The organism is Sphingobium limneticum, assembly GCF_008710155.1.
Classification (GTDB): domain Bacteria; phylum Pseudomonadota; class Alphaproteobacteria; order Sphingomonadales; family Sphingomonadaceae; genus Sphingobium; species Sphingobium limneticum.
In genome coordinates, this window is the sequence record NZ_VYPZ01000005.1 from 1 (window position 1) to 22,483 (window position 22,483).

20 protein-coding genes and 1 rRNA gene are annotated in these 22,483 nt (G+C 64.4%); 11 read left to right on the top strand and 10 right to left on the bottom strand.

Translation table 11 applies throughout. The annotated features are described in order from the left end of the window. Positions 1-206, bottom strand: a 16S ribosomal RNA gene (locus F4U94_RS07730); the annotation flags it as partial. 479 nt (positions 207-685) lie between these two features. Here F4U94_RS07730 and F4U94_RS07735 point away from each other — a divergent pair. Continuing rightward, entirely contained in the window at positions 686-2,173 is a 1,488-nt protein-coding gene (locus F4U94_RS07735) for a lipopolysaccharide biosynthesis protein (RefSeq protein WP_120251399.1), read from the top strand. A gap of 22 nt (positions 2,174-2,195) precedes the next feature. Here the strand turns inward: F4U94_RS07735 and F4U94_RS07740 are convergent, their stop codons facing one another. After that, positions 2,196-2,621: a CBS domain-containing protein gene (locus F4U94_RS07740; protein WP_120251398.1), complete on the bottom strand. Its 426-nt coding sequence runs from the start codon at positions 2,619-2,621 to the stop codon at positions 2,196-2,198. 73 nt (positions 2,622-2,694) lie between these two features. Between F4U94_RS07740 and F4U94_RS07745 the strand changes: the two genes are divergently transcribed. Together F4U94_RS07745 and F4U94_RS07750 are read left to right on the top strand one after the other, a co-directional pair. Beyond that, the gene (locus tag F4U94_RS07745; RefSeq protein WP_120251397.1) at positions 2,695-2,994 is read left to right on the top strand and encodes a hypothetical protein; all 300 of its coding nucleotides are present in this window, start codon (positions 2,695-2,697) and stop codon (positions 2,992-2,994) included. Further along, positions 2,990-3,379, top strand: coding sequence for an acyl-CoA thioesterase (locus tag F4U94_RS07750; RefSeq protein WP_120252253.1), 390 nt, complete (start codon positions 2,990-2,992; stop codon positions 3,377-3,379). Before F4U94_RS07745 ends, F4U94_RS07750 begins: the two co-directional genes overlap by 5 nt. Positions 3,380-3,464: 85 nt before the next feature. Here the strand turns inward: F4U94_RS07750 and F4U94_RS07755 are convergent, their stop codons facing one another. From F4U94_RS07755 to hisS, 6 genes are all read right to left on the bottom strand, one after another. Then, complete coding sequence (locus F4U94_RS07755) at positions 3,465-5,033, bottom strand: DUF4139 domain-containing protein (protein ID WP_120251396.1); 1,569 nt, start codon at positions 5,031-5,033, stop codon at positions 3,465-3,467. Positions 5,034-5,049: 16 nt separating this feature from the next. Next, positions 5,050-6,486, bottom strand: coding sequence for a DUF4139 domain-containing protein (locus F4U94_RS07760; protein ID WP_150411885.1), 1,437 nt, complete (start codon positions 6,484-6,486; stop codon positions 5,050-5,052). Positions 6,487-6,636: 150 nt separating this feature from the next. Continuing rightward, a complete protein-coding gene (locus F4U94_RS07765) occupies positions 6,637-7,626 on the bottom strand; it encodes a DUF4167 domain-containing protein (RefSeq protein WP_150411886.1) in 990 nt (329 codons plus the stop codon). 309 nt (positions 7,627-7,935) lie between these two features. Beyond that, positions 7,936-8,757: a peptide chain release factor N(5)-glutamine methyltransferase gene (gene prmC / locus F4U94_RS07770; RefSeq protein ID WP_120251394.1), complete on the bottom strand. Its 822-nt coding sequence runs from the start codon at positions 8,755-8,757 to the stop codon at positions 7,936-7,938. Positions 8,758-8,899: 142 nt separating this feature from the next. Beyond that, complete coding sequence (gene prfA / locus F4U94_RS07775; RefSeq protein WP_120251393.1) at positions 8,900-9,994, bottom strand: peptide chain release factor 1; 1,095 nt, start codon at positions 9,992-9,994, stop codon at positions 8,900-8,902. Further along, positions 9,994-11,256, bottom strand: a complete 1,263-nt coding sequence (hisS, locus tag F4U94_RS07780) for a histidine--tRNA ligase (protein ID WP_120251392.1) — start codon at positions 11,254-11,256, stop codon at positions 9,994-9,996. Before hisS ends, prfA begins: the two co-directional genes overlap by 1 nt. Positions 11,257-11,398: 142 nt before the next feature. Between hisS and F4U94_RS07785 the strand changes: the two genes are divergently transcribed. Continuing rightward, the gene (locus F4U94_RS07785; protein ID WP_120251391.1) at positions 11,399-13,318 is read left to right on the top strand and encodes a M61 family metallopeptidase; all 1,920 of its coding nucleotides are present in this window, start codon (positions 11,399-11,401) and stop codon (positions 13,316-13,318) included. Positions 13,319-13,356: 38 nt separating this feature from the next. Next, positions 13,357-13,899: an inorganic diphosphatase gene (gene ppa, locus F4U94_RS07790; protein WP_120251390.1), complete on the top strand. Its 543-nt coding sequence runs from the start codon at positions 13,357-13,359 to the stop codon at positions 13,897-13,899. 137 nt (positions 13,900-14,036) lie between these two features. Here ppa and yczR read toward each other — a convergent pair whose 3' ends face one another. After that, positions 14,037-15,503, bottom strand: coding sequence for a MocR-like transcription factor YczR (gene yczR / locus F4U94_RS07795; protein WP_150411887.1), 1,467 nt, complete (start codon positions 15,501-15,503; stop codon positions 14,037-14,039). A 91-nt stretch (positions 15,504-15,594) separates the two neighbouring features. On the opposite strand from yczR, the gene yczE reads away from it, so the two are divergent. Both yczE and F4U94_RS07805 read left to right on the top strand, forming a co-directional pair. Beyond that, positions 15,595-16,206: a membrane protein YczE gene (gene yczE / locus F4U94_RS07800; RefSeq protein WP_120251389.1), complete on the top strand. Its 612-nt coding sequence runs from the start codon at positions 15,595-15,597 to the stop codon at positions 16,204-16,206. 140 nt (positions 16,207-16,346) lie between these two features. Beyond that, complete coding sequence (locus F4U94_RS07805) at positions 16,347-17,534, top strand: NHL repeat-containing protein (protein ID WP_120251388.1); 1,188 nt, start codon at positions 16,347-16,349, stop codon at positions 17,532-17,534. Between the two features lie 4 nt (positions 17,535-17,538). Here F4U94_RS07805 and F4U94_RS07810 read toward each other — a convergent pair whose 3' ends face one another. Next, positions 17,539-18,027 (bottom strand): hypothetical protein, encoded by a 489-nt coding sequence (locus tag F4U94_RS07810; RefSeq protein WP_120251387.1) that lies wholly within the window; start codon positions 18,025-18,027, stop codon positions 17,539-17,541. Between the two features lie 87 nt (positions 18,028-18,114). On the opposite strand from F4U94_RS07810, the gene gyrB reads away from it, so the two are divergent. From gyrB to F4U94_RS07830, 4 genes are read left to right on the top strand one after another with little or no spacing between them, the layout of a single operon-like run. After that, positions 18,115-20,616: a DNA topoisomerase (ATP-hydrolyzing) subunit B gene (gene gyrB, locus F4U94_RS07815; RefSeq protein WP_120251386.1), complete on the top strand. Its 2,502-nt coding sequence runs from the start codon at positions 18,115-18,117 to the stop codon at positions 20,614-20,616. A gap of 3 nt (positions 20,617-20,619) precedes the next feature. Then, the gene (locus F4U94_RS07820; RefSeq protein WP_120251385.1) at positions 20,620-21,192 is read left to right on the top strand and encodes a DNA-3-methyladenine glycosylase I; all 573 of its coding nucleotides are present in this window, start codon (positions 20,620-20,622) and stop codon (positions 21,190-21,192) included. Further along, on the top strand, positions 21,189-21,704 hold the full coding sequence (locus tag F4U94_RS07825; protein ID WP_120251384.1) for a membrane-like protein: 516 nt from the start codon (positions 21,189-21,191) through the stop codon (positions 21,702-21,704). The genes F4U94_RS07820 and F4U94_RS07825 overlap by 4 nt, the downstream gene beginning before the upstream one ends. A gap of 41 nt (positions 21,705-21,745) precedes the next feature. Beyond that, positions 21,746-22,480 (top strand): DJ-1/PfpI family protein, encoded by a 735-nt coding sequence (locus F4U94_RS07830; protein WP_120252251.1) that lies wholly within the window; start codon positions 21,746-21,748, stop codon positions 22,478-22,480. Positions 22,481-22,483: the final 3 nt, after the last annotated feature.

The following is a 22,483-nucleotide window of genomic DNA, read 5'->3' on the forward strand; positions in this document are numbered from 1 at the left end:
CGCGGGCTCATCCCTGGGCGATAAATCTTTGGACTTTCGTCATCATCCGGTATTAGCGTCAGTTTCCCGACGTTATTCCGAACCCAAGGGCAGATTCCCACGCGTTACGCACCCGTGCGCCACTAGATCCGAAGATCTCGTTCGACTTGCATGTATTAGGCATGCCGCCAGCGTTCGTTCTGAGCCAGGATCAAACTCTCAAGTTTGATGTCCGATACGTGCCAGCCGGAATAGGGCCAACACATACCGCTCATTTTCAGGAGCCATTCCTGCACAATATATTCTAGTGGAATATATTGAGACATATAGACAACCCACCAAGCAAGCTCAGCGGGCTCCAATAAGGAACGGCCTAATTTAACCGATCACGATACGCCTGAAAGCCGTACCAGACCGGAGCCGCCGCCCACATGTCCCTTCATCTAACCGACAATGTCAAAGAACCACCGACAAGTTTTGGCGGACAACCATCCAACCCCTTCCTTGCGTCTGGGGGAACAGTGTCCGTCTATGTTGGCGACCATCCAGTCCAGCGCCGCAGTGGCGTCGTCCCGTCCGGTGAAAAGCCCTCTAGGTGGGTCAGCCTGAACCGTCAAACCCTTTTTGCATTTTTGTTTCACATTTTTTTGGGGGTTAGCGGATAAAGCCTGTTCCACGGCGCTATAGGGACAGGAATGGTAACCCAATGACATTGCAGGATGCCGACGCGAATGACGCGGGTTTCGGCGCACGCATCAGGAGTGCCATCTTCTGGCGATCGGGCAGCCAGATCCTGTCGCAGATGATGAGCTGGGTCGTGACGCTGGCCGTCATCCGGCTGCTCGACCCCAAAGATTATGGCCTGTTCGCCATGACCCAAGTGATATTGAATTTCGCCACCTTCCTGAACGGCTATGGGCTGGTGAGCGCGCTCGTGCAGTCGGACAAGGTCGAGCCGCACCGGTTGCGGCAGGCCTTTACCATCATGCTGTTGCTCAATGGCGCGCTGGCCCTGCTGCAACTGGCCATCGCGCCGCTGGCCGCCGATTATTATGCGCAGCCGATGGTCGCCGACCTGCTGCGGGTGCAGGCCCTGCTCTATCTGTCCACGCCCTTCATTTCCGTGCCCGAGGCGATCATGGGCCGGGCGCTGGATTTCAAGCGGCCGGCTCTGGTCAACCTGATCGCCGCCATAGCCTCCGCCGCGATGGCGCTGACCGGCGCGCTGTCGGGCTGGGGCGTGTGGACTTTGGTGTGGGCGCCGATCGCGGGTTTCTGGGTCAAGGCGGTGGGCTATGTCATCGCCACCGGGTTCAAGCCCGTCCCCAGTTTCGATTTTCGCGGCACCGGCGCAATGGTCGCCTATGGCGCGTCGCTGTTGGGCGGCCAGCTATTCTGGATCGTGCAGAGCCAGGCCGATATCTTCATCGGCGGCCGGGTGTTGAAGCCGTACCAGCTGGGCCTCTATGCCGAAGCGCTGTTCCTGACCCAGATTTTCGTCAGCAAATTCGTGCCGCCGCTCAACGACGTCGCCTTCCCCGCTTATGCGCGGATGCAGAAGGATGTGAGCCGGGTAGCCTGGTCCTTCTGCAAGGCGGTAAAGCTGCTGCTGCTGCTGACCTGTCCCATTTACCTGGGCATGGCGGTGACGGCGGAGCCGCTGGTCGAGACTTTGTTCGGGCAGAAATGGCTGGAAATGGCGCCCTTCGTCGCGATCCTGGCGCTGGCCATGCCCTTCATGACTTTACAGGTGATGTTCGCGCCGGTCAGCAATGCGCTGGGCCGGCCCGGCACCACCGCGCGGGTCGCGGCGGTAGGTGCGGTGCTGATGCCGATCGCTTTCCTGATCGGCATCCAGTTCGGCGCGATCGGGCTGGCCTGGGCCTGGCTGGCGGCTTTCCCCGTGCTGACAGGCGTGACCGCATGGCTGGCCGGCGGGCCGATGGGATTGCGATTCGCCGATCTGATTCGCGCCGCGGCGCCGGGCTTGGGATGCGCCGTGCTGATGGCCGGGATGGTGATGATCGTCGATCGCCTGTTGCCGCCGCTGGCTGCGCCGGTGCGACTTGCCATATTGGTGCCGGCGGGCGGACTGGCCTTCCTTGCCGCGCTGATGCTGTGCGCACGGGGGACGGTGATGGAGTTGGTGGCATTGGTGGTTCGCCGGGCGCCGCCGGTGCAGGCGCCCGCGTAAAGCGAGCGCCCTGCCGTCTTCCTCACGCCGTCTGAATATAGTCGCGCAGCGAGGCGGCTTCCGATTCGATGCTGTCGATGCGATATTTGACGAGGTCGCCGATCGAAATCATGCCCACCAGCGCGCCGTCGACCACCACCGGCAGATGGCGGATGCGCCGCTTGGTCATCAGCGACAGGCCGTGGATGACAGGTGTATCGTCGGCGATGGTGATGGCGGGCGTGGTCATCACTTCCCCCACGCTGTGGTCCAGCGCCGCCGGTCCGTCCTTCGCGACGCGATAGACGAGGTCGCGTTCGGAGAAGATGCCGACCACCTGGCCATTGTCGACCACCGGGACACAGCCGATTCGTCGGTCCGCGAGCAGTTGCACGACGGATTGCACGCTATCGTCCGGATGCACGCTGATGACGTCGTTCTTGCCCTGCAAAATCGCTGCGATGGTCATGACCACTCTCCATTGTCTGAGACATTTCCCATGGACGCTTGATGATCCCACTTTCGACGCGCAAAATAAAGGGATGACGCGCAAACAGGCCCTGGACGATCCACTTATTGCCGCGACCGCCTGGGCGCGGTTCCGGCGCATCATGGCGTGGATGGCGTTGGGTGGTGCCGTGTGTGTAGGGATCGCGCTGTTCTTCCTGCATCAGCGGTCGGGCGAACTGCCGATACATATGGTGATCGCCACGATTTTGGGCGTATGGCTGACCTTCATGCTGGGCACCGGATTGATGGCGCTGTCCTTTCTGTCCAGCGGGACCGGGCATGACGAACAGGTGATGGACAGGGCGAAGGACGAGGTGCCGCTTGACGATTGAGACGGAGACGGGCGCGGATCGGGGCGAGGTGGTGTTGCGGCTGGTCCCGCATCTGACCGACATCAACGCCAATGGCCATATTTTCGGCGGCTGGGTGCTGAGCCAGATGGACATTGCCGGCGGCATCGTCGCGGCGCGGATCGCGCAGGGCGCCGTGGCCACCGTGGCGATCGAGAGCATGACGTTCATCACGCCGATCCTGCTGGGCGATGTCGTGTCCGTCTATGCGACCGAAGAGCGGCGCGGGCGCACGTCGGTCGCGATCCGTATCGACGTGGTGGCGACGCGCGGCATCGGATTGGAGGAAGTGGTGCTGACCAGCGGCGTCTATACGTTCGTCGCGCTGGACGCGCAGCATCGGCCTCGTCCGCTGCCTGTGGTCTGAGTTTCTGAAGCAGGGTGACGTCAGCGCCGCCCTAGCGGCTTCTCGACTTCGCTCGAAGCGAACGGATCTTGGTGGTGTGGCTTGCTTACTGCCGCAGCGCTTCGCGGTAGGACCAGGCGATCTTGTCGTTGGCGGGCACCGTCACGCGCCAGATCCAGTCATTGCCGCGCCGTTCCATATCTTTCGGCCGCGGGCTGATGTCGTGGGGGATGGTAACTTCCGCCAGAATCGGGAAAGAGCGGGCATTGCTGAGCGTCAGGATCCAGTCGCGACTCTTGCGCGATTGGGCGGTCGTGCGTGCGCCGATGCGGACGTCCGGGCTGGCGGTCAGATCGTAATCGACACGTTCGCCCTCCGCCTTGTCGCCAATATCGGCTTCACCGGCCAGCAGGCGCATCCCCGCGATCGGTTCGAACACCGCGATCTGGCCCGATGGCATGGCGAGGCCAAGCCCGTCTTCCTTGCGATTCTGCAAGCGTAGCCGCAGCGTCATCGGCCGCATGTCGCCCGTGCCGTCACCATAGCCGATGGTCGCGGCATAGAGGCGTTCGACCTTCACATCCGACTGGCGGAGCAGCGCGACCTGCTTCTGCGCCTTGGCCGCGACATCGACGGTGACGGGCACGCGATAGAGTTTGAGGTCGCCGACATCCTCGGGCGGCGGCGGCGGTGGTGGGGGAGGCGGCGGTGGGGGCGGGGGCGCTGCCACCGGCATCGGTACGAACAGACGATTCGTGCTGCGTTGCGCCGTCACCATGATTTCCTGCGCGCCGTCCATCATCATCGGTTCGGCCTGCTGGACTGGGAAGAGTTCCCACGCAGGATGGGTGCTGGTGATGTCCATCGGCCAGCATTGCAGGCGCAGCGGGCCGCCGGTCGGGCGGGGCCGTACGCCGCGGCGTTGCTTGTTGGGCTGACCGGCGATGACGTTCAGCTGCGCGTCGGCAAAACCGGTGACGCCGCCATTGGCGACCGTCAGCCAGGCCATCAGGTCGAGAGTTTTGCCATCCTCCTCCATGTCGGCGACATAGTTGGCGGCCCAGTCGAACCCTTCGGCCAGATAGGTGAGTTCGAGCCGCGCGCGGGTGGGCCGGTCGCTGCTCGCGATCACCGACAGGGTCGGGCGCGGCGACAGGTCGGCGGGCGCGCGAGGATAGAGCATGCGTTCGGGGAAGCCGCTGCACCCCAGCGCCTCATAACCCTGCGCCGTCTGGACGATGACGCCGCCCATCGGCCCGGCGCTGATGATCGCCTCCTGCTCCGTCACCTTGCCGGTCTTGCGATCGGTGCGGCGCAGGGTGACGCTGCGCTTGAGATAGGCGTCGACCAGTCCGGCGGGCGAGAGGAGGCGGGCGTCGCGATTCTTTTCGCGCACACCGTGCGGCATGCCGGCCAGGATCGCGGTTTCGGGCATCAGCCCTTCGGCGACACCCTCGAACCGGATCGTCGATTCGCCCTGAGGCAGGTCCACGTCGCGAATCTCGGTGACGAGCGCATAGCCGCCCGGCCAGTTGCGGCTGATCGGCCCCTTTGCCCGGCCCGGTGCGCGATAGACGGTGACGGATACCGAATCGGCGCGCGGGGAAACGACCGTGCCGGCCTGAACCGGCAGCGCGATCGCCCAGAAGAGGAAGAAGATCAGGAGTCGCGACACGCGGGCGCCGCTCCGGTCAGTAGCGCGAATCGAAGGTGACGCTGAGATCCACCGTGCCGTTGGCGGGCACCGGGACGCTCCATTCCATCCGGTCGGCCGAGATGCGTTTGCCCTCCAGACTTTGCCCCCCCGGACTCTGGCCCCCCAGACTCTGGGCAGTGACGCGGGTGTCGCCCCATAGGCCCTGTTGCGCCAGGTCGATCGTCACCGCTTCGGGCCGGGCGTTGGTCAGCGTGTAGCGCATCCTGGTTTCCCAGCGGCTGCCGCCCTTTTTCGTGCGCTGTTCCACGGTTGGGCGGACCTTGACGTCGAAGGCTTCGCCGGTGCGCAGTGCCATGGAGGAGCCCATCGGCGTATGATCGATGCTGTTTTCGCCGATGAATTGCGGGTTGCCGCGCGCGTCGCGCATATAGACGCGGATCGTGCCGGCGGGCAGTTGATCGCCCAGCCCGCCATCCTTGGACGTCGAGAATTTGAGGACGCTCGACGCGCTCATCGGTTCGGCGGAACTGCCGAGCCAGCCATTGACATATTCATAGGTGGCGCGGGCCGGAGCGCCCTTCACGTCGAGGAAGCTGACCTGTTTCTGCTGGGCGTTGGCGATCGTGGTGCGGGCCGCCAGCGGATAGAGATAATAGTCGCCCAGCCGTTCGCGCGGGCCGCTTTCGGTGCCCGCCTGATCGATCGCACCGCTCGACCCCTGCCACCAGTTGGAGCGGCCGCCCCCATTGGCCGGATTGCCCGCGACAAGAATCGTCTTCGCATTGGTGAAGGTCGTGCCGGTATTGTTGGTGAGCGTGACCCAGCCCTGCATGTCCATCGCGCCCTTCGCCGCGTCGAACAGGGCGACATAATCGGCGGTCCAGCCTAGATTGGGCGTGAGGTAGGAGAGGCGGGCGGGGACCGTACCGGCGCGATCCGCCTGCACCGTGACCGACAGGGTCGGGCGGGCGCGCAGATTGGCGGGCACACGGTCGAACACCACGCGCACCGGCAGGCCATCGTCGCGCAGCACTTCTATCCGGGTGCCGATTTGCAGCACGATGCCGCCATTGGCCGCCAATATCTTGGCCCGCTCCCGCGTTTCCGCACCGGTTGCCGGATTGGTGCGGACGAGGGTCACCTCCTGCCCGACCGCCTTGTCCATCAGCTTGTCGGGGGAGAGGAGGTCATAGTCGAAATTCTGTTCGACTATGGCGAGGCCGGGACCGGACAGGTTGACCGTTTCGGGGCGGATGCGGGCGGATACGTCGGGAAATTCGATGCGGTTGCGGCCGGCGGTCATCGGCAATTGCCGGTCGTCCTGCACCAGCGACTGGCCGCCATTATAGATGGTGACGGCCACATCGCCCTGCGCCGTGGCGCCGGTAGGGTCGGCTGCGCTCTGGCCCTGGGCCAAGGCGGAGGCGGGGAGGGCGGTCAGCAGCAGGGACAGCAGGTGCGCGGCTTTCATCGGCAACTCTCCAGATATGTGAAGACCTTCTGCCGGATTGCGAGCCAGTTGCAAAGCCGGCTTTGCCATATCGCCGCGAAAAGATGAGCGCCACGAAAAAGGGGGCGGCACCTGATGGCACCGCCCCCCTGTTTCTCATTTTCCGATCGCTTATTCGGCGGCTTCGGTCGCCGCACGGGGACGGCGGGTACGCTTCTTGGGCGCTTCCTCAGCCGTTTCGGCATCATTGTCGGCACGGGCGATCGAGGGCGGCAGGACCGCCAGATCGAAACCCTCATTGCTTTCCTCAACCACGACCTTGCGCGGGCGACCGCGACGGGCGCGGGGCGCTTCCGCCTCGGCGGCGTCCGGCGTAGCGGCGGCGGCGGCCGGCTGCGCTTCGGCGCGCGGACGGATCTGCGCTTTGGGCTTGGGCGCGGGCTGTGGCGCGTCGATCGCCGGATTGCCGGCCGGGCCTTCTACGCCCATTTCCTGCTGCGGCGCGTCGCCATCCGCCACGAAGCGGTCGCGACGGGGACTGTCGCGGCGGTCGTTGTTGCGCGGGCCACGGCCATCACGATTGTCGCGCTGATGATCGCGCGGCTCGCGGGCTTCACGGCCTTCTTCCTGACCCTGGCCCTGGCGATCGGCGCGATCGCGCGGGGCACGATCATATTGGCCCTGATCGCGCTGACCTTGTTCGCGCTGGCCCTGATCACGCTGCCCCTGGTCGCGCGGGGCGCGGTCATATTGGCTCTGGTCGCGCGGCGTGCGGTCATATTGCGGCTGCGCGTCAGTGCGGAAATCGTCATTGCCGTCGAAGCCAGTGTCGAAATCGTCACCATCCTCGTCGAAATTGCCTTCTTCACGAGGGCGGTAGCGCTGCTGCTGCTCCTCTTGGCGGGCGCGGTTGTCGGCGAGCACGCGGAAATAATGATCGGCAAATTGCAGATAATATTCGGCATTGACCCGGTCGCCCGCCATCTGGGCATCGCGCGCCATATTCTTGTATTTCTCAAGAAGCTGGGTCGCGTTGCCGCGCGCGCGGTTGTCGATGCGGTTACCGTTGTCGCCACCGCCCCGATTGTTGCTGTTGGGACGTCCGTTGTTATTATTGTTCCGGCCGCGATTGCGGCGACCGGCCTGCCGGTTGTTGATCAAGATATGATCCTTGCGTTCGCTATGACAAAATTCACTGAAAACACTGTTCAGTCGCCATCCCCAAGCACAGCCTGCTCTTCAGGCCGTATACGGCTCCGCCAGGCATGATCCTTCGGATCATTCCCCCAGCTGCCACCGGCGCCTGCGCAGCGAGCGCCGTCATGACTATAAGGAGCAGAAAATCGGCCTTTTCTATCAACGATCTAAACGATCATGTCACAAGATAGAGCCGTTCCTGTAGTCGATGTAATGGCTTTCCACGGATAAACCAAGCAATTTTCGCTTGTCCGATGGTAAATCAACCCTTGTTCAGGCGGGATGGGTGGCGATGAGGCAGCGATCATGCCCTGCCAGATCGCACCGAGCGGCGACACTGAGCCCCTGTTTATGCAACAGGGCCGAGACGCTGTCCTTCTGATCATAGCCGATTTCGATTGCCGCCATGCCGCCCGGCGCGATCAGGCGCGGCAGGTCGGGCGCGATGCGGCGATAATCTTCCAGACCATCGGCCCCGGCAAAGAGCGCGCTGGCCGGTTCGCGCAGCACGTCGCCCGACAAAGCGAGGTCGGCGACGATATAGGGCGGGTTGATGAGCAGCAGGTCGAAGGCGCCATCCACATCCTGCGCCCAGTCGCCGAGGCTGAAGGCGGCGCGGTCCGCCATGTCCAGCCGCGCCGCATTGCCCTGCGCCACGGCGAGGGCGGGGGGCGAGGCGTCTATGCCCAGCCCGCTCGCCTGCGGCCATTGCGCAAGCGCCGCAAGCAACAGCGCGCCGGAGCCGGTGCCGAGATCGAGGATGGCCGTGGGCGTGCGGCCGGCGAAATGATCGACCGCAGCTTCGATCAGCGTTTCGCTATCCGGGCGGGGGATCAAGGTGTCGGGCGTGACGGTCAGGCTGATCGTCCAGAAATCGCGCATGCCGGTGATATGGGCGATCGGTTCGCCATCCAGTCGGCGAGCGAGCAGTCCGGCGAAGGCATCGGGGGCGGTCAGGTCGCGCTGGCGCAACAGCATGTCGCCGCGCGAGAGGCCCAGCGCATGGGCCATCAACAATTCGGCGTCGAGGCGCGCGGTGTCGCTTGCGACAGCGAGTTGGACAGTGGCCGCGCGCAGGGCGTCGGGGATGGTCATCATCGCCCCTCCCTTCCAGGGAGGGGCTGGGGGTGGGTCGCGAGCGGAGCGAGCATATCTTTTAGCTGAAAGGTTGAGACGCCGCTACGCGGCGCACCCACCCCCTGCCCCCTCCCTGAGAGGGAGGGGGTAAGAAGGGGCTTCAATTCACGCCGTCCAGCTGGGCCAGTCGTGCCGCTTCATCCTCGGCGACCAGCGCGTTGATGACTTCCGACAGGCCCGGTCCTTCCAGGATTTCGGGCAGGCGGTGCAGGGTCAGGTTGATGCGGTGATCGGTGACGCGGCCCTGCGGGAAATTATAGGTGCGGATGCGTTCGGACCGGTCGCCCGACCCGACCATCGCCTTGCGCGCGCCGGCCTGTTCGCTGTGGGTGCGTTCGCGTTCGGCTTCGTAGATGCGGGCGCGCAGCACCTGCATCGCCTTCGCCTTGTTCTTGTGTTGCGACCGTTCGTCCTGCTGCGTGACCACGATGCCGCTGGGAAGGTGGGTGATGCGCACGGCGGAATCGGTGGTGTTGACATGCTGGCCGCCAGCACCCGATGCGCGGTAGATGTCGATCTTGAGGTCGCTATCGGCGATCTGCACGTCCACTTCCTCCGGTTCGGGGAGGATGGCGACGGTCGCCGCGCTGGTGTGGATACGGCCGCCGCTTTCGGTCGCGGGGACGCGCTGGACGCGGTGGACGCCGCTTTCGAATTTCAGCTTGGCGAAGACCCCGGTGCCGTTGACGCTGGCGACGACTTCCTTGAACCCGCCCTGTTCCGACGCATTGGCGGAGAGCAGCTCCATCTTCCAACCCTGCGCGTCGGCATAGCGCTGATACATGCGGAACAGGTCGCCGGCGAACAAAGCCGCTTCGTCGCCGCCGGTGCCGGCACGGATTTCCAGCATGGCGGGGCGCGCATCGGCCGCGTCGCGGGGCAGCAATTGCAGCGCCAGCGCCCGTTCGGCATCGGGCAGCTGACTGCGGATCAGCTGCATTTCCTCCTGCGCCATTTCGCGCATCAGCGGATCGGCGTCGGGATCGTTGCCGCCACCGGCCATCACGTCGAGCGCGGCCAGCTCCTGCCGCAGGCGGCGCACTTCATGCGCGGCGCGGGCGACCGGCTCGATCTCCGCATATTCCTTCGACAGCCGCACGAACGCTTCGGGCGCGAGGTCGGCGCGCGTCATCGCCGCCTGCACCTCATCCCGGCGCGCCTCGATCTGCGCGATGCGTTCGGCGGAAATATGCATCAGAGCGCCGTGACCGTCCCGATCAAGGCATCCAGCCGGACGGCCTGCTGCTCGCCGGTACCCAGGTTACGCACGGCAGCCTCCCCCTTTGCCAGTTCGTCGTCGCCCAGGATGATGGCCCAGGCGGCGCCCGACGCATTGGCGCGCTGCATCCGCTTTTTCATATTGCCGCGATAGCCCATGTCGCAGGCGACACCGGCACGGCGCAGATCGGCGATGATGCCGGTCGCCTTCGTTTCGGCGGCTTCGCCCATGGGGATCAGCACCACAGTCGGCTTGTCGATGGCGGGCATGTCGATCAGCATCGCCAGCCGCTCGATCCCCGCCGCCCAGCCGACCGCCGGGGTGGAAGGACCACCCAGATTTTCGATCAACCCGTCATAGCGGCCGCCGCCCAGCACGGTGCCCTGTGCGCCCAGACGGTCGGTGATGAATTCGAACGCGGTGTGGCGATAATAATCGAGGCCGCGCACCAGCCGGGCATTGCGTTCCCAGGCCACGCCGGCAGCGTCGAGGCCGCTCGTCACCTTTTCGAAGAAGCTGCGCGCCTCGTCGGTGAGGTAAGCGTCGATATCCGGCGCGCTGTCGGCGACCGGGCGATCGCGCGGATCCTTGCTGTCCAGGATGCGCAGCGGGTTCTTGGCGAGCCGTTCCACGCTGTCTTCCGACAGTTGATCCTTATGCGCCTCGAAATGCGCGATCAGCGCGGCGCGCCAGGCGTCGCGGCTCGGCCCGTCGCCCAGCGTATTGAGGTTGAGCGTCACGCCTTCGGACACGCCCAGTTCCTTGAGCAACTGGTCGGCCAGCACCAGCAGTTCCACGTCCGCGCCCGGTTCGCCCGCGCCCAGGATTTCGGCGTCGAGCTGATGGAACTGGCGGAAGCGGCCCTTTTGCGGGCGTTCGTAGCGGAACAATGGCCCGTGGGTCGCGACCTTGAGCGGCGCAAATTGCTGCCAGCCTTCGGTGATATAGGCGCGGCTGATGCCGGCGGTAAATTCGGGGCGCAGGGTGATGCTGTCGCCGCCGCGATCCGTAAACGTGTACATCTCCTTCGAGACGACGTCGGTGCTTTCGCCCAGCGACCGCGCGAAGACGGCGGTGGATTCGAACACGGGCACTTCAACCCGCTGAAAACCGTAGAGTTTGCGCACCCGGTCGAACGTCGCCACTACATGGGCGAACCGCTCCGCAAACGCCTCGGCCGTGCCGCCCAACATGTCCTGTGTGCCGCGTACCGGACGCGGGGTTTCGATCTTCGCCATGGGGCAGCGCCTTTAACGGCAATTCACCCCCTTGGAAACGCGCTTTTTATGGGCGCCCATCAGGGGGTGGACGCCGCCGTCCTCCCTCGCCATGCTAAAGGCATAAGGGCTGTCCGGCCCCGCCAAACTTCTGGAGACCTTCATGATCCGCAGCATCGCTGCCGCCCTTTGCCTTTCCACGGCCATTGCCAGCCCCATTTTCGCGCAGGACGCAATCCGGTCCAAGCCGACCGCCCTGCCCGTCGACAGCGGCGCACCTGCACCAAAGGACATCCCCTATCCGGGCGGCACCATCAAGCTGGAGGTCGATGCGACCGATACGGTCCAGCGCATCTTCCGCGTGAAGGAGACCATCCCGGTCGCCGCTGCCGGTCCGTTGACGCTGATGATGCCGGCCTGGCTGCCGGGCAATCATGCGCCGCGCGGGCAGATCGAAAAGCTGACCGGCCTGACCTTTACCGTCAATGGCCAGACTGTCGCCTGGAAGCGCGATCCGCTGAACGTCTTTGCCTTCACCATCGACGTGCCGCAGGGCGCGACGCAAGTCGTCGCGCAGTTCCAGTTCCTGTCCGCGACCCAGCCCAATCAGGGCCGTGTGGTGGTGACGCCCAAGATGCTGAACATCCAATGGGAAAGCGTGTCGCTCTATCCCGCGGGCTATTATACGCGGCAGATCCCGATCCAGCCGACCGTGACCTATCCCGCCGGCTGGCAGGCGGCGACCGCGCTGCGCGGTACGAAGAGCGGCAATGCCGTTGCCTATGAAACCATCGACTATGAAGCGTTACAGGATTCGCCGGTATTTGCCGGCACCCATTTCAAGGCGGTGGACCTGGGCAGCAATGTGACGCTGAACCTGGTCGCCGACGATGCCGACGAGCTGGACTATAAGCCCGAGCAGATCGCCAAGCACAAGAAGCTGGTCGCCGAGGCCGGCTCGCTGTTCGGCACCTATCATTTCAATCACTACGACTTCCTGCTGGCCATCACCGACGAAATGGGCGGCATCGGGCTGGAGCATCATCGTTCTTCCGAGAATCAGGTCGAGCCGGGCTATTTCAAGAGCTGGGACAAGGGCGAGGCGCTGCTGGACCGCAACCTGTTGCCGCATGAATTCACCCATAGCTGGGACGGCAAATTCCGCCGCCCCGACCTTTTGTGGACGCCCGATTTCAACGTGCCGATGCAGGATAATCTTCTGTGGGTCTATGAAGGGCAGACGCAATTCTGGGGCTATGTGCTGGGCGCGCGGTCGGGCATGTTCAGCAAGCAGGAAACGCTGGACGCCTATGCCCAGATCGCGGCCAAGCTGGACACGGCGGTCGGCCGCCAGTGGCGTGCCATGGAAGACACGACCCTCGATCCCGTCATCTCCGCCCGCCGGCCCAAGGGCTGGACCAGCTGGCAGCGGTCGGAAGATTATTACAATGAAGGCCTGATGATCTGGCTGGAGGCCGACGCGATCATTGCCAAGGCGACGCGCGGCAAGAAGGGCCTGGACGATTTCGCCAAGGCATTCTTCGGGATCAATCCGGGCGATTGGGGGCAGGTCGTCTATAATCGCGGCGACGTGATCAAGACGCTGAACGATATCGCCCCTTATGACTGGGCCGGTTTCTTCCAGAAATATGTGGACAGCACGACCAAGGAAACCCCCAAGGGTGGCTTCATCCTGGGCGGATACAAGCTGGTCTATGGCGAAGAGCCGGGCGCGATCACCAAGGCGGCCGAGGGCGCCAACAAGATGGTCGACCAGAGTTTCGGCATCGGCGCGATCGTCAAGAATGACGGCGAAGTCAGCGGCGTCATCTGGGACAGCGCGGCGTTCAAGGCCGGTCTGGTGACAGGCGCCAAGATCCTGGCGGTCAATGGCGACGAGTTTTCGGGCGACGTGTGGAAGGCCGCGATCAAGGCCAAGACGCCGGTCCAGATCATCCTAAAGCAGGACAAGTATTATCGCACTTTGACACTCGATTATTCAGGTGGCCTGCGCTATCCGCGCCTGGAAAAGACGGGAGAGGGTGAAGGCAGCCTCGACAAGCTGCTCAAAGCCAGAACCTAAAGCCATCCACAACGCAACATGAAGCAAAAGGCGTTTCCATGAACATCGAACTGATCCCGGTCGGCGACGATCCGCCAAACAGCCTGAACGTCATCATCGAAGTCCCCGTCGGCGGCGAGCCGGTGAAATATGAGTTCGACAAGGCCAGCGGCGCGCTGTTCGTGGACCGCATTCTGCACACGCCAATGCGCTATCCGGCGAATTACGGCTTCGTCCCGCACACGCTGTCGCCCGATGGCGATCCGCTGGACGCGCTGGTCATCGCCCGTTCGCCCTTCGTCCCCGGCTCCGTCGTGCGCGCGCGCCCGATCGCCGTGCTGAACCTGGAAGATGAAGCGGGCGGCGACGAAAAGCTGGTCTGCGTGCCGGACGACAAGACCTTCCCTTATTATTCCAATATCAGTGAGAAGGACGACCTGCCCGGCATCGTGATGGAGCAGATCGAGCATTTCTTCACCCACTATAAGGATCTGGAAAAGACCAAGTGGGTGCGCATCGGTACGTGGGGCGGGGCGGAAGACGCCAAGCAGATCACCCTGGAAGCGATCGAACGCTACAAGGCGAGCAAGACGGCGGCGTAAGGCCGGCTTCTTCTGCATAAAAAAAGCCGCGCTGGTTCATCCAGCGCGGCTTTTTTAACGTCGTTCCCCGGCGCAGGCCGGGGTCCAGTTCCTGCGTCGATACTGGACCCCGGCCTGCGCCGGGGAACAGCAGCATCTTAAATCAATCGATCCGCGTCCAGCGCCATGGCGAGGGAATCGCGGCCCTTGGGCATGCGGGCGTGGAGGCGGGCGTCGGCCTCGACCAGGCGCTCCACCCCGGCCTCCAGCTGGTCTTCGGGCAGGGTGAAGGGGAGGCGCATGAAGCGCTCGAACGCGCCGCTGACGCCGAACCGCGGGCCGGCGGCGATGCGGACACCCAGACTTTCGGCCAGCGCGGCCAGCGCCGTCGCCTCCGCGCGCGGCAATTCGGCCCAGAGCGACAGGCCACCCGCCGGCGATTCGACCCGCCAATGGGGCAGGCGCCGTTCGATCAATCCCAGCAGATGGTCGCGCCGTGCCCGCAACATGCCGGCCCGTTCGCCAAGGCCCACATCGGCGTCGATCAGCTGCGCGACGGCGATCTGCTCCACAACCGGGCTGGCCATGTCCATCGTCGTGCGCAGGCGGCCGAGCGCCGCGACCGTCTGCGGATCGGCGCGAATCCAGCCGACGCGAAGGCCGCCCCAGAAGATCTTGCTGGCCGATCCAAGCGTGATGACCTGCCGCCCAGACGGATCGTGCATGGCCACGGGCGGCGGCGGCGCGAAATCGAGGCCCATCGCCACCATCGTTTCATCGAGGATCAGCGGCGTGTGGCTGCGCGTGGCGGCGGCGACCAGCGCGCGGCGGGTGGCCGGGTCCATGCTGCGCCCGGTCGGATTGTGGAAATCGGCGATGACATAGGCGAAGCGGGGCGAGGTCTGGCGGAAGGCGGCCTCCATGGCGTCGACATCCCAGCCCTGCGCAGGCAGGCCGACCGGCACCGGCACGACATGGGCGCGTTGCAACGCCTGAATCGCATTATGATAGGTCGGATGGTCGATCACCACCCGGTCGCCCGGCCCGGCCAGCCATTTGAGCAGCAGCGAAAAGCCCTGCTGCGCGCCGTTGGTGACCATGATCTGATCGGGATGGGTGGGGCAGCCGCGCCGTTCATAATGGGCGGCGATCGCGCGACGCAGCACAGCGATGCCCAGCGGATCATAGCCCAGATCGGCCAGATAGGCCGGCAACGCCTCCACCGCATGGGCATAGGCCCGCGCAACGCCGGGCGCGGCGGGCAGGGCGGCATGGGTCCAGTTGAGCAAATTGCCGCTGCTGCCCCCGATATCGCGTTCATCCGGCGGCATGTCGCCATTGCCGGCAGGCAGACGCGTGACGCTGCCCGATCCCTGCCGGCTCTCCAGATAGCCTTCATCCCGCAGCCGGTCGAAGGCGGCAGCGACGGTGGTGCGGGACAGGCCGAGCGCAGCGGCCAGTTCGCGCTCGCCCGGCAGGCGGACGTTGAGGCCCACGCGCCCGTCCAGCACCAGCATCCGCAACGCCTGCGCCAGTTGGCGATAGGCGGGTTCCGCGCTGTCCTGCGCGCGCCAGGCGCCCAGCAGGCGGAGGAGGGACGGGGGTCGGAGGAGCGAAGTGGACATGGCGGTCATTCCAGACTCGGGGATAATGCGATGCCATTTATGCCAGATTGGTCCTTTTGGAAAAGGCCAATTATGCGGAATAAGCCCTTCCATGATGTACCGCCTCCACGCGCCTCGCTTTTGGCAGCTCTTCTGGGGCCTTTGCCTCTACGGCTTTTCCATGGCGCTGATGCTGCGCGCCAATCTGGGCCTGTCGCCCTGGGATGTGCTCAATCAGGGTCTGGCCCCGCGTCTGGGCCTCAGCTTCGGCATGACGGTCAATCTGATCGGCACCGTCGTGCTGCTGCTCTGGTGGCCACTTCGGCAACGGCCGGGCATCGGCACGATCGCCAATATCGTGGTGATCGGCACGGTGGTGGACCTGTCGCTGGCGATCCTGCCGACGCCGGAGGGCTATGCGATGCGTGGCCTGTGGCTGGTCGCCGGCATCATCCTCAACGGCATTGCCGGGGGCGCCTATATCGGTGCGGGCATGGGGCCGGGGCCGCGCGACGGGCTGATGACGGGATTGTGCCGGCGCACCGGCTGGCCGGTCAAATGGGTGCGCACCAGCATAGAGGTCGCCGTGCTGACGATCGGCTGGATGCTAGGCGGCACGGTGGGGGTGGGCACCATCCTCTATGCCGCGACGATCGGCTGGATCGTGCATCACGCCTTGCCCTTCTTTCGAATTGCCCCGGCAGAGCGTCCGGCTCAGGCCTGAAGCGATGCCCCCTGACCGGCCGACGCCCTCTATCGTCGGCCGGTCCTTTTCTCTTTGAAAATTGGGTATTTGGCCATTGACCGGGGTGGGCATACGGGCATGATCCGGCACATCTTCCCGATCAAGGAGCCTTCGTCCCCATGCGCCCCTTCCTCGCCGCCATCCTGATCCTGCCGCTGACCGCCGCGTCGGGGCCGCACGCGCCTGCGCTCGCCCCGCTGGCGTTCGAACAAGTGGCACCTGCCGGCACGAAGATGCCTCGATTCAAGGTCGATGCCGCCTGGCCAGCCATGCCCGACGACTTGCTGCTGGGTCAGGTGAGCGGCGTGGCGGTGGGGCCGGACGACTCGGTCTGGGTCGCGCATCGCCCCCATAGCCTGACCGCAACGGATACCGGCCTGGCGCAAACGCCGCCCATCGCCGCCTGTTGCAAACCGGCGCCGCCGGTGGTGCGCTTCGGCAAGGATGGCCGCTATATCGGCGGCTGGGGCGGGGCGGCGATCGCGCCGACCATCGATGGCGTCAGCCAGTGGCCGAGCAGCCTGCATGGCATCTTCGTGGACAAGGCCGGCAGCGTCTGGTTCGGCGGCAATGGCAGCGGCGACCATGTGGTCATGAATTATGGTCCCGAGGGCCAGTTTATCCGCAGCTTCGGGCGGCGCGAGAAGACCGGTGGTAATGATGCTACCGACCAGCTGGGCAATCCGTCCGACGTCAATCATTCGGACGGCATGGTGCTGATGTCGGATGGCTATACCAACCGGCGCGTCATCGGCTTCGACGCCAAGACCGGCGGCTATAAAGGGCGATGGGGTGCCTATGGCAAGCCGCCCAGCGGACCGGTGCTGAAAGGGGCATTCGACCAGAGCCATGCCGTGGACCCCAGCCAGACGGCGGACCCGCAGGCCGCGATTTTCGGCAGCATCGTCCATTGCGTGGTGCCGACGAAGGACGGCCATCTCTATGTCTGCGACCGCAACAACAACCGTGCGCAGCTGTTCAAGCGGCAGAAGGATGGTGGCCTGACCTTCGTACGGGATGTCGCGGTGGCGCCGGAGACGGGCGGCACCCATACGGTTACCGACATCGCCTTCTCATCCGATCCGCAGCAGACCTATATGTATGTCGCAGACATGATGAACGGGCGCATCTGGATATTGGAGCGCAAGACGCACAGGGTGCTGGGCGCGATCGGCCGGGTCGGGCGGCAGGCGGGGCAATTCACCTGGCTGCACAGCATCGACACGGATAGCGAAGGCAATATCTACGCGACCGAAGTGAATACGGGGCGGCGCGTGCAGAAGCTGGTCTTCACCGGGATCGAGTGATCCCTCAACCCGCGATCGACCGTATATAGGCGCTGGCGACCCAACCGCTGGCGCAGGGACCGGCATAGGGCTGTTTGCGTTCCACGGGGGACGCGACGCCGCAGTCCTGTACGTCGCCGCCGTCTACAGGTGCAGGCACCACGACCACGCCCAACCATTTCTGGTCGATGCTGCGCGTACATATGAAGGCGCGCTGCCCCTCTGCCAGCGATGCCAATGGCTTTGCATCGTCAAAGGGCGCTGCCCGCAGGGGGAGGCCAGTTGCGCCGGCACGAGTTACCTGGCCGAGGCCGCCGCACGCATCCATCCGGGCGCCATCTTCCCCGATCGTCACGGGCCGCGCGACCGGCGCGTCCATGCGGCTTTCCGTCACGTCCGCGCGCGGCGCGCCGGCCAGCGAGCTGTTGGGCAATTCCTCGTAAACGTCATTGCTGCGCGAACAGCCCGCAAGGGCCAGCAGGGGCAGGATCAGCAAGGCAGGGACGATACGCATATAGGCCGTGATAGACTGCGCCGGATGCCAGCGGAAGGTGCCATGTTTCGCTTTAGTTTCATGGCGCCTTTCCCTATATGCTGGGTCATGAGCGAAGAACCCGTCAACACCCCCAACAGCAATGAATATGGCGCCGACAGCATCAAGGTGCTCAAAGGGCTGGATGCGGTCCGCAAGCGGCCGGGCATGTATATCGGCGATACCGACGATGGCAGCGGCCTGCACCATATGGTGTTCGAGGTCAGCGACAATGCGATCGACGAAGCGCTGGCGGGGCATTGCGACCTGATCACCATCACGCTGAATCCCGACGGGTCCGTCAGCGTGGAGGATAATGGCCGCGGCATTCCGACCGGCATCCACAAGGAAGAGGGCGTGTCGGCGGCCGAGGTCATCATGACCCAGCTGCATGCGGGCGGTAAGTTCGAAAATACCAGCGACGACAATGCCTATAAGGTGTCGGGCGGCCTGCATGGCGTGGGTGTTTCGGTGGTCAACGCGCTGTCGGAATGGCTGGACCTCAACATCTGGCGCGACGGCAAGGAACATTGGATGCGCTTCGCCTATGGCGATGCCACCGCGCCGCTGAAGATCGTGGGCGATGCGCCTGACGGCAAGAAGGGGACGCGCGTCACCTTCCTCGCCTCGACCGAGAAGGCGCCCGGCGACGGCGGCACCTTCAAGAACCAGATCGAGTTTGATTTCGAGAAGCTGGAACATCGCTATCGCGAGCTGGCCTTCCTCAACAGCGGCGTTCGCCTGTTCCTGGTCGATGCGCGCCATGAGGAGAAGAAGGAAGTCGAGCTGTTCTACGAGGGCGGCATCGCGGCCTTCGTGAAATATCTCGACCGCAACAAGTCGGCCATGATGCCGGAGCCGATCGCGATTTCGGGCACCCGCGACGATGTGACAATCGACGTGGCGCTGGAGTGGAACGATTCCTATTATGAAAATGTCCTCTGCTTCACCAACAACATCCCGCAGCGCGATGGCGGCACCCATCTGGCGGCCTTCCGCGCGGCGCTGACCCGTACGCTCAACAATTATGCGGAAAAGTCGGGTGCGCTGAAGAAGGAAAAAGTCTCCCTCACCGGTGAGGATATGCGCGAGGGCCTGACCGCCATCGTGTCGGTCAAGCTGCCCGATCCCAAATTCAGCTCGCAGACCAAGGACAAGCTGGTGTCGTCCGAAGTGCGCCAGCCGCTCGAAAGCCTGATGGCCGACAAGATGGCCGAGTGGCTGGAGGAGAACCCGGCGCACGGCAAGATGATCGTGCAGAAGGTGATCGACGCCGCCGCCGCCCGTGAAGCCGCCAAGAAGGCGCGCGAACTGACCCGGCGCAAGGGCGCGATGGACATCGCATCGCTGCCCGGCAAGCTGGCCGATTGTCAGGAACGCGACCCCGCTAAGTCCGAACTCTTCCTGGTCGAAGGCGATTCGGCCGGCGGTTCGGCCAAGCAGGGCCGCAACCGGCATAATCAGGCGATCCTGCCGCTGAAGGGCAAGATCCTGAACGTCGAGCGCGCGCGCTTCGACCGGATGCTCTCGTCCAAGGAAGTCGGTACGCTGATCCAGGCGATGGGCACCGGCATTCGCGACGATTTCAACCTGGAAAAGCTGCGCTACCACAAGATCGTCATCATGACCGACGCCGATGTCGACGGCGCGCATATCCGCACGCTGCTGCTGACCTTCTTCTATCGGCAGATGCCGCAGATCATCGAAGGCGGGCATCTCTATATCGCCCAGCCGCCGCTCTACAAGGCGACGCGCGGCCGGTCCGAAGTCTATCTGAAGAACGAAGCCGCGCTGGAGCAATATCTGGTCGACAATGGCGTCGAATCGATGGCGCTGGAAACCGGTGGCGGACCGCGTACCGGCGAAGATCTGCGCAGCCTGATCGAACATGCCCGCCGCATGCGCGCAGTGATGCGCTATGTGCCGCGCCGCTATAATCCCGCGATCATCGAGGCGCTGAGCCTGAACGGTGCGCTCGATCCCGAATTGTCGACGGATTCGCAGGCGCAGCGGCTGGCCGCGACCGTCGCCTGGATGGGCGCGCAGGATGCCGAAGGACGCTGGACCGGCAGCGTCGCCGAAGAGGGCGGCTTCCACTTCCAGCGGCTGTGGCGCGGCGTCACCGACCATCATGTGATCGAGGCCGGCTTCGTCGGATCGGCCGAAGCGCGCAAGCTGCACAGCATCGCGGCCGAGGATGCCGGCAGCTATCTGACGCCCAGCCGCCTGATCACGGTCAAGGCGCTGGCGGCCGAGGCGAATGACGACGACTTGCCCGCCGCACCGACCAAGGGCGCTATGGTGACGCGGCCGAGCGAGTTGCTCGACGCGATCCTGACCGCCGGACGCAAGGGCCTCGCCATCCAGCGCTACAAGGGGCTGGGCGAAATGAACGCGGAACAGCTGTGGGAAACCACGCTGGACCCGGACAATCGATCAATGCTGCGGGTCGAGGTCGAACAGGCGGACGTCGCGGATGAAATCTTCACGCGCCTGATGGGCGATGTGGTAGAGCCGCGCCGCGAGTTCATTCAGGACAATGCGCTCAACGTCGCCAATCTGGACGTTTGAGCCATGAGCGACGCCGCACTGCCACGCTGTAGCTGGGTGAATGCGGCGGACCCGCTTTATTGCGCCTATCATGACGCGGAATGGGGCGTGCCCGAGCGTGATTCGCGCATGCTCTGGGAAATGCTGATGCTGGAGGGGTTCCAGGCGGGCCTGTCCTGGATCACCATATTGCGCAAGCGCGAGACGTTCCGCGCCGCCTTTGCCGGATTCGATCCGGACAAGGTGGCGGCGTTCGACGACGCCGATATCGAACGATTGATGGGCGATCCCGGCATCGTCCGGGCACGCGCGAAAATCGTGGCGACGATCCGGGGCGCACAGATTTTCTGCGCCATGCGCGATTCGGGCGAGGATTTTTCCGCCTATGTCTGGGCTTTCGTGGACGGCCAGCCGATCCGCAATGACGGGGTGCATTTCCCGGCCAAGACCGATCTGTCCGAAGCGATTTCCAAGGATCTGAAAAAGCGCGGCTTCAAATTCGTCGGGCCGACCATCGTCTATGCCTGGATGCAGGCGATCGGCATGGTGAACGACCATGCGGTCGATTGCTTCCGCCGGGACGCCGTCGGCGCATGAGAGGGGCCTGGCTGCTTCTTCCGTTAGCGCTGCTGGGCGGCTGCGGAGAGGAAGAGCCAGCCGCCAACAAGGCCGAAGCGACGCCAACCGTCGCCGCGCCGATCAACAATAGCGTTGAAAACGAAAGCAGCGCGCCGCTACCTGTGCCGGCACCCACGCCGCAAGCCGAAGCCAAGCCTTTGGTTTCACGTGAAACACCCCCACAGCGCCCAACGCCCGCCGATTATCAGGCGATCGGGACGGAGCCTTTCTGGGCGGTGACGGTGCGCGGGTCGACCGCCCTGTTGGAGCGGCCGGACCATCGGCCGCTGCGATACGGCATCGTGCATGAACGCGATGATCGGGCAATTCGCTATCTGGGCGATGGCTTTACGATGACTGCGACCGAGGGGCCGTGCAGCGATGGCATGAGCGATGCGATCTGGTCCGACCGGGTGCAGATCGCTTTTGGCGAAGGCACGCTGAAGGGCTGTGGTGGCATCCGAGAGGATATGCGGGAAGATTCATTCTGATCGTTATGTCGATTGAAACGCCCGTCGAAAGGGACAAGAGCATGACTGTTGACGCATCCCGCCGTGACCTGCTGATCGCCGCTGCGACCCTGACGACAATGAGCCTGTCCGGCGAGGCTGCCGCGCAGGTCAGCATCCAGCCGCCCGTAGCGCCCAGCGGCCCAAAGAAGAAGCTGGGCATGCTCTTGTTCGACGGGTTCGAACTGCTGGACGTGTTCGGTCCGCTGGAAATGTTCGGCATGTTGAAGGATCGCGTCGAAATCCTGATGATCGCGGACAAGGCTGGCCCGGTCAAAAGCGGGGCGGGGCCGCAGGCGATGGCCGATTATGGCTTTGCCGATGCGCCGAAGCTGGACATCGTCATGATTCCCGGCGGCATCGGCACGCGGCGGGAAGTGAACAATCCCGCCTTCATGGAATCGATCAAGGCCATCGCCCAGGCCACGCCACAGGTCGCGACGATCTGCACGGGGTCGGGCCTGCTGGCGAAGACCGGCCTGATCGACGGGGTGAAGGCGACCAGCAACAAGATGGCCTGGAAATGGGCGACGGCGCAGGGCGCCAAGGTGGCATGGGTTCCGCATGCGCGCTGGGTAGAGGATGGCAAATATATCTCCTCCTCCGGCATTTCGGCGGGGACGGACATGGCGCTGGGCCTGATCGCCAAGCTTTACGGGAAAGACATGGCCCATTGGGTCGCCCATCGCGCCGAATATCGCTGGAACGAGGATGCGACCGACGATCCGTTCGCGACCATGAACGGATTGGGCGGTTAAGGC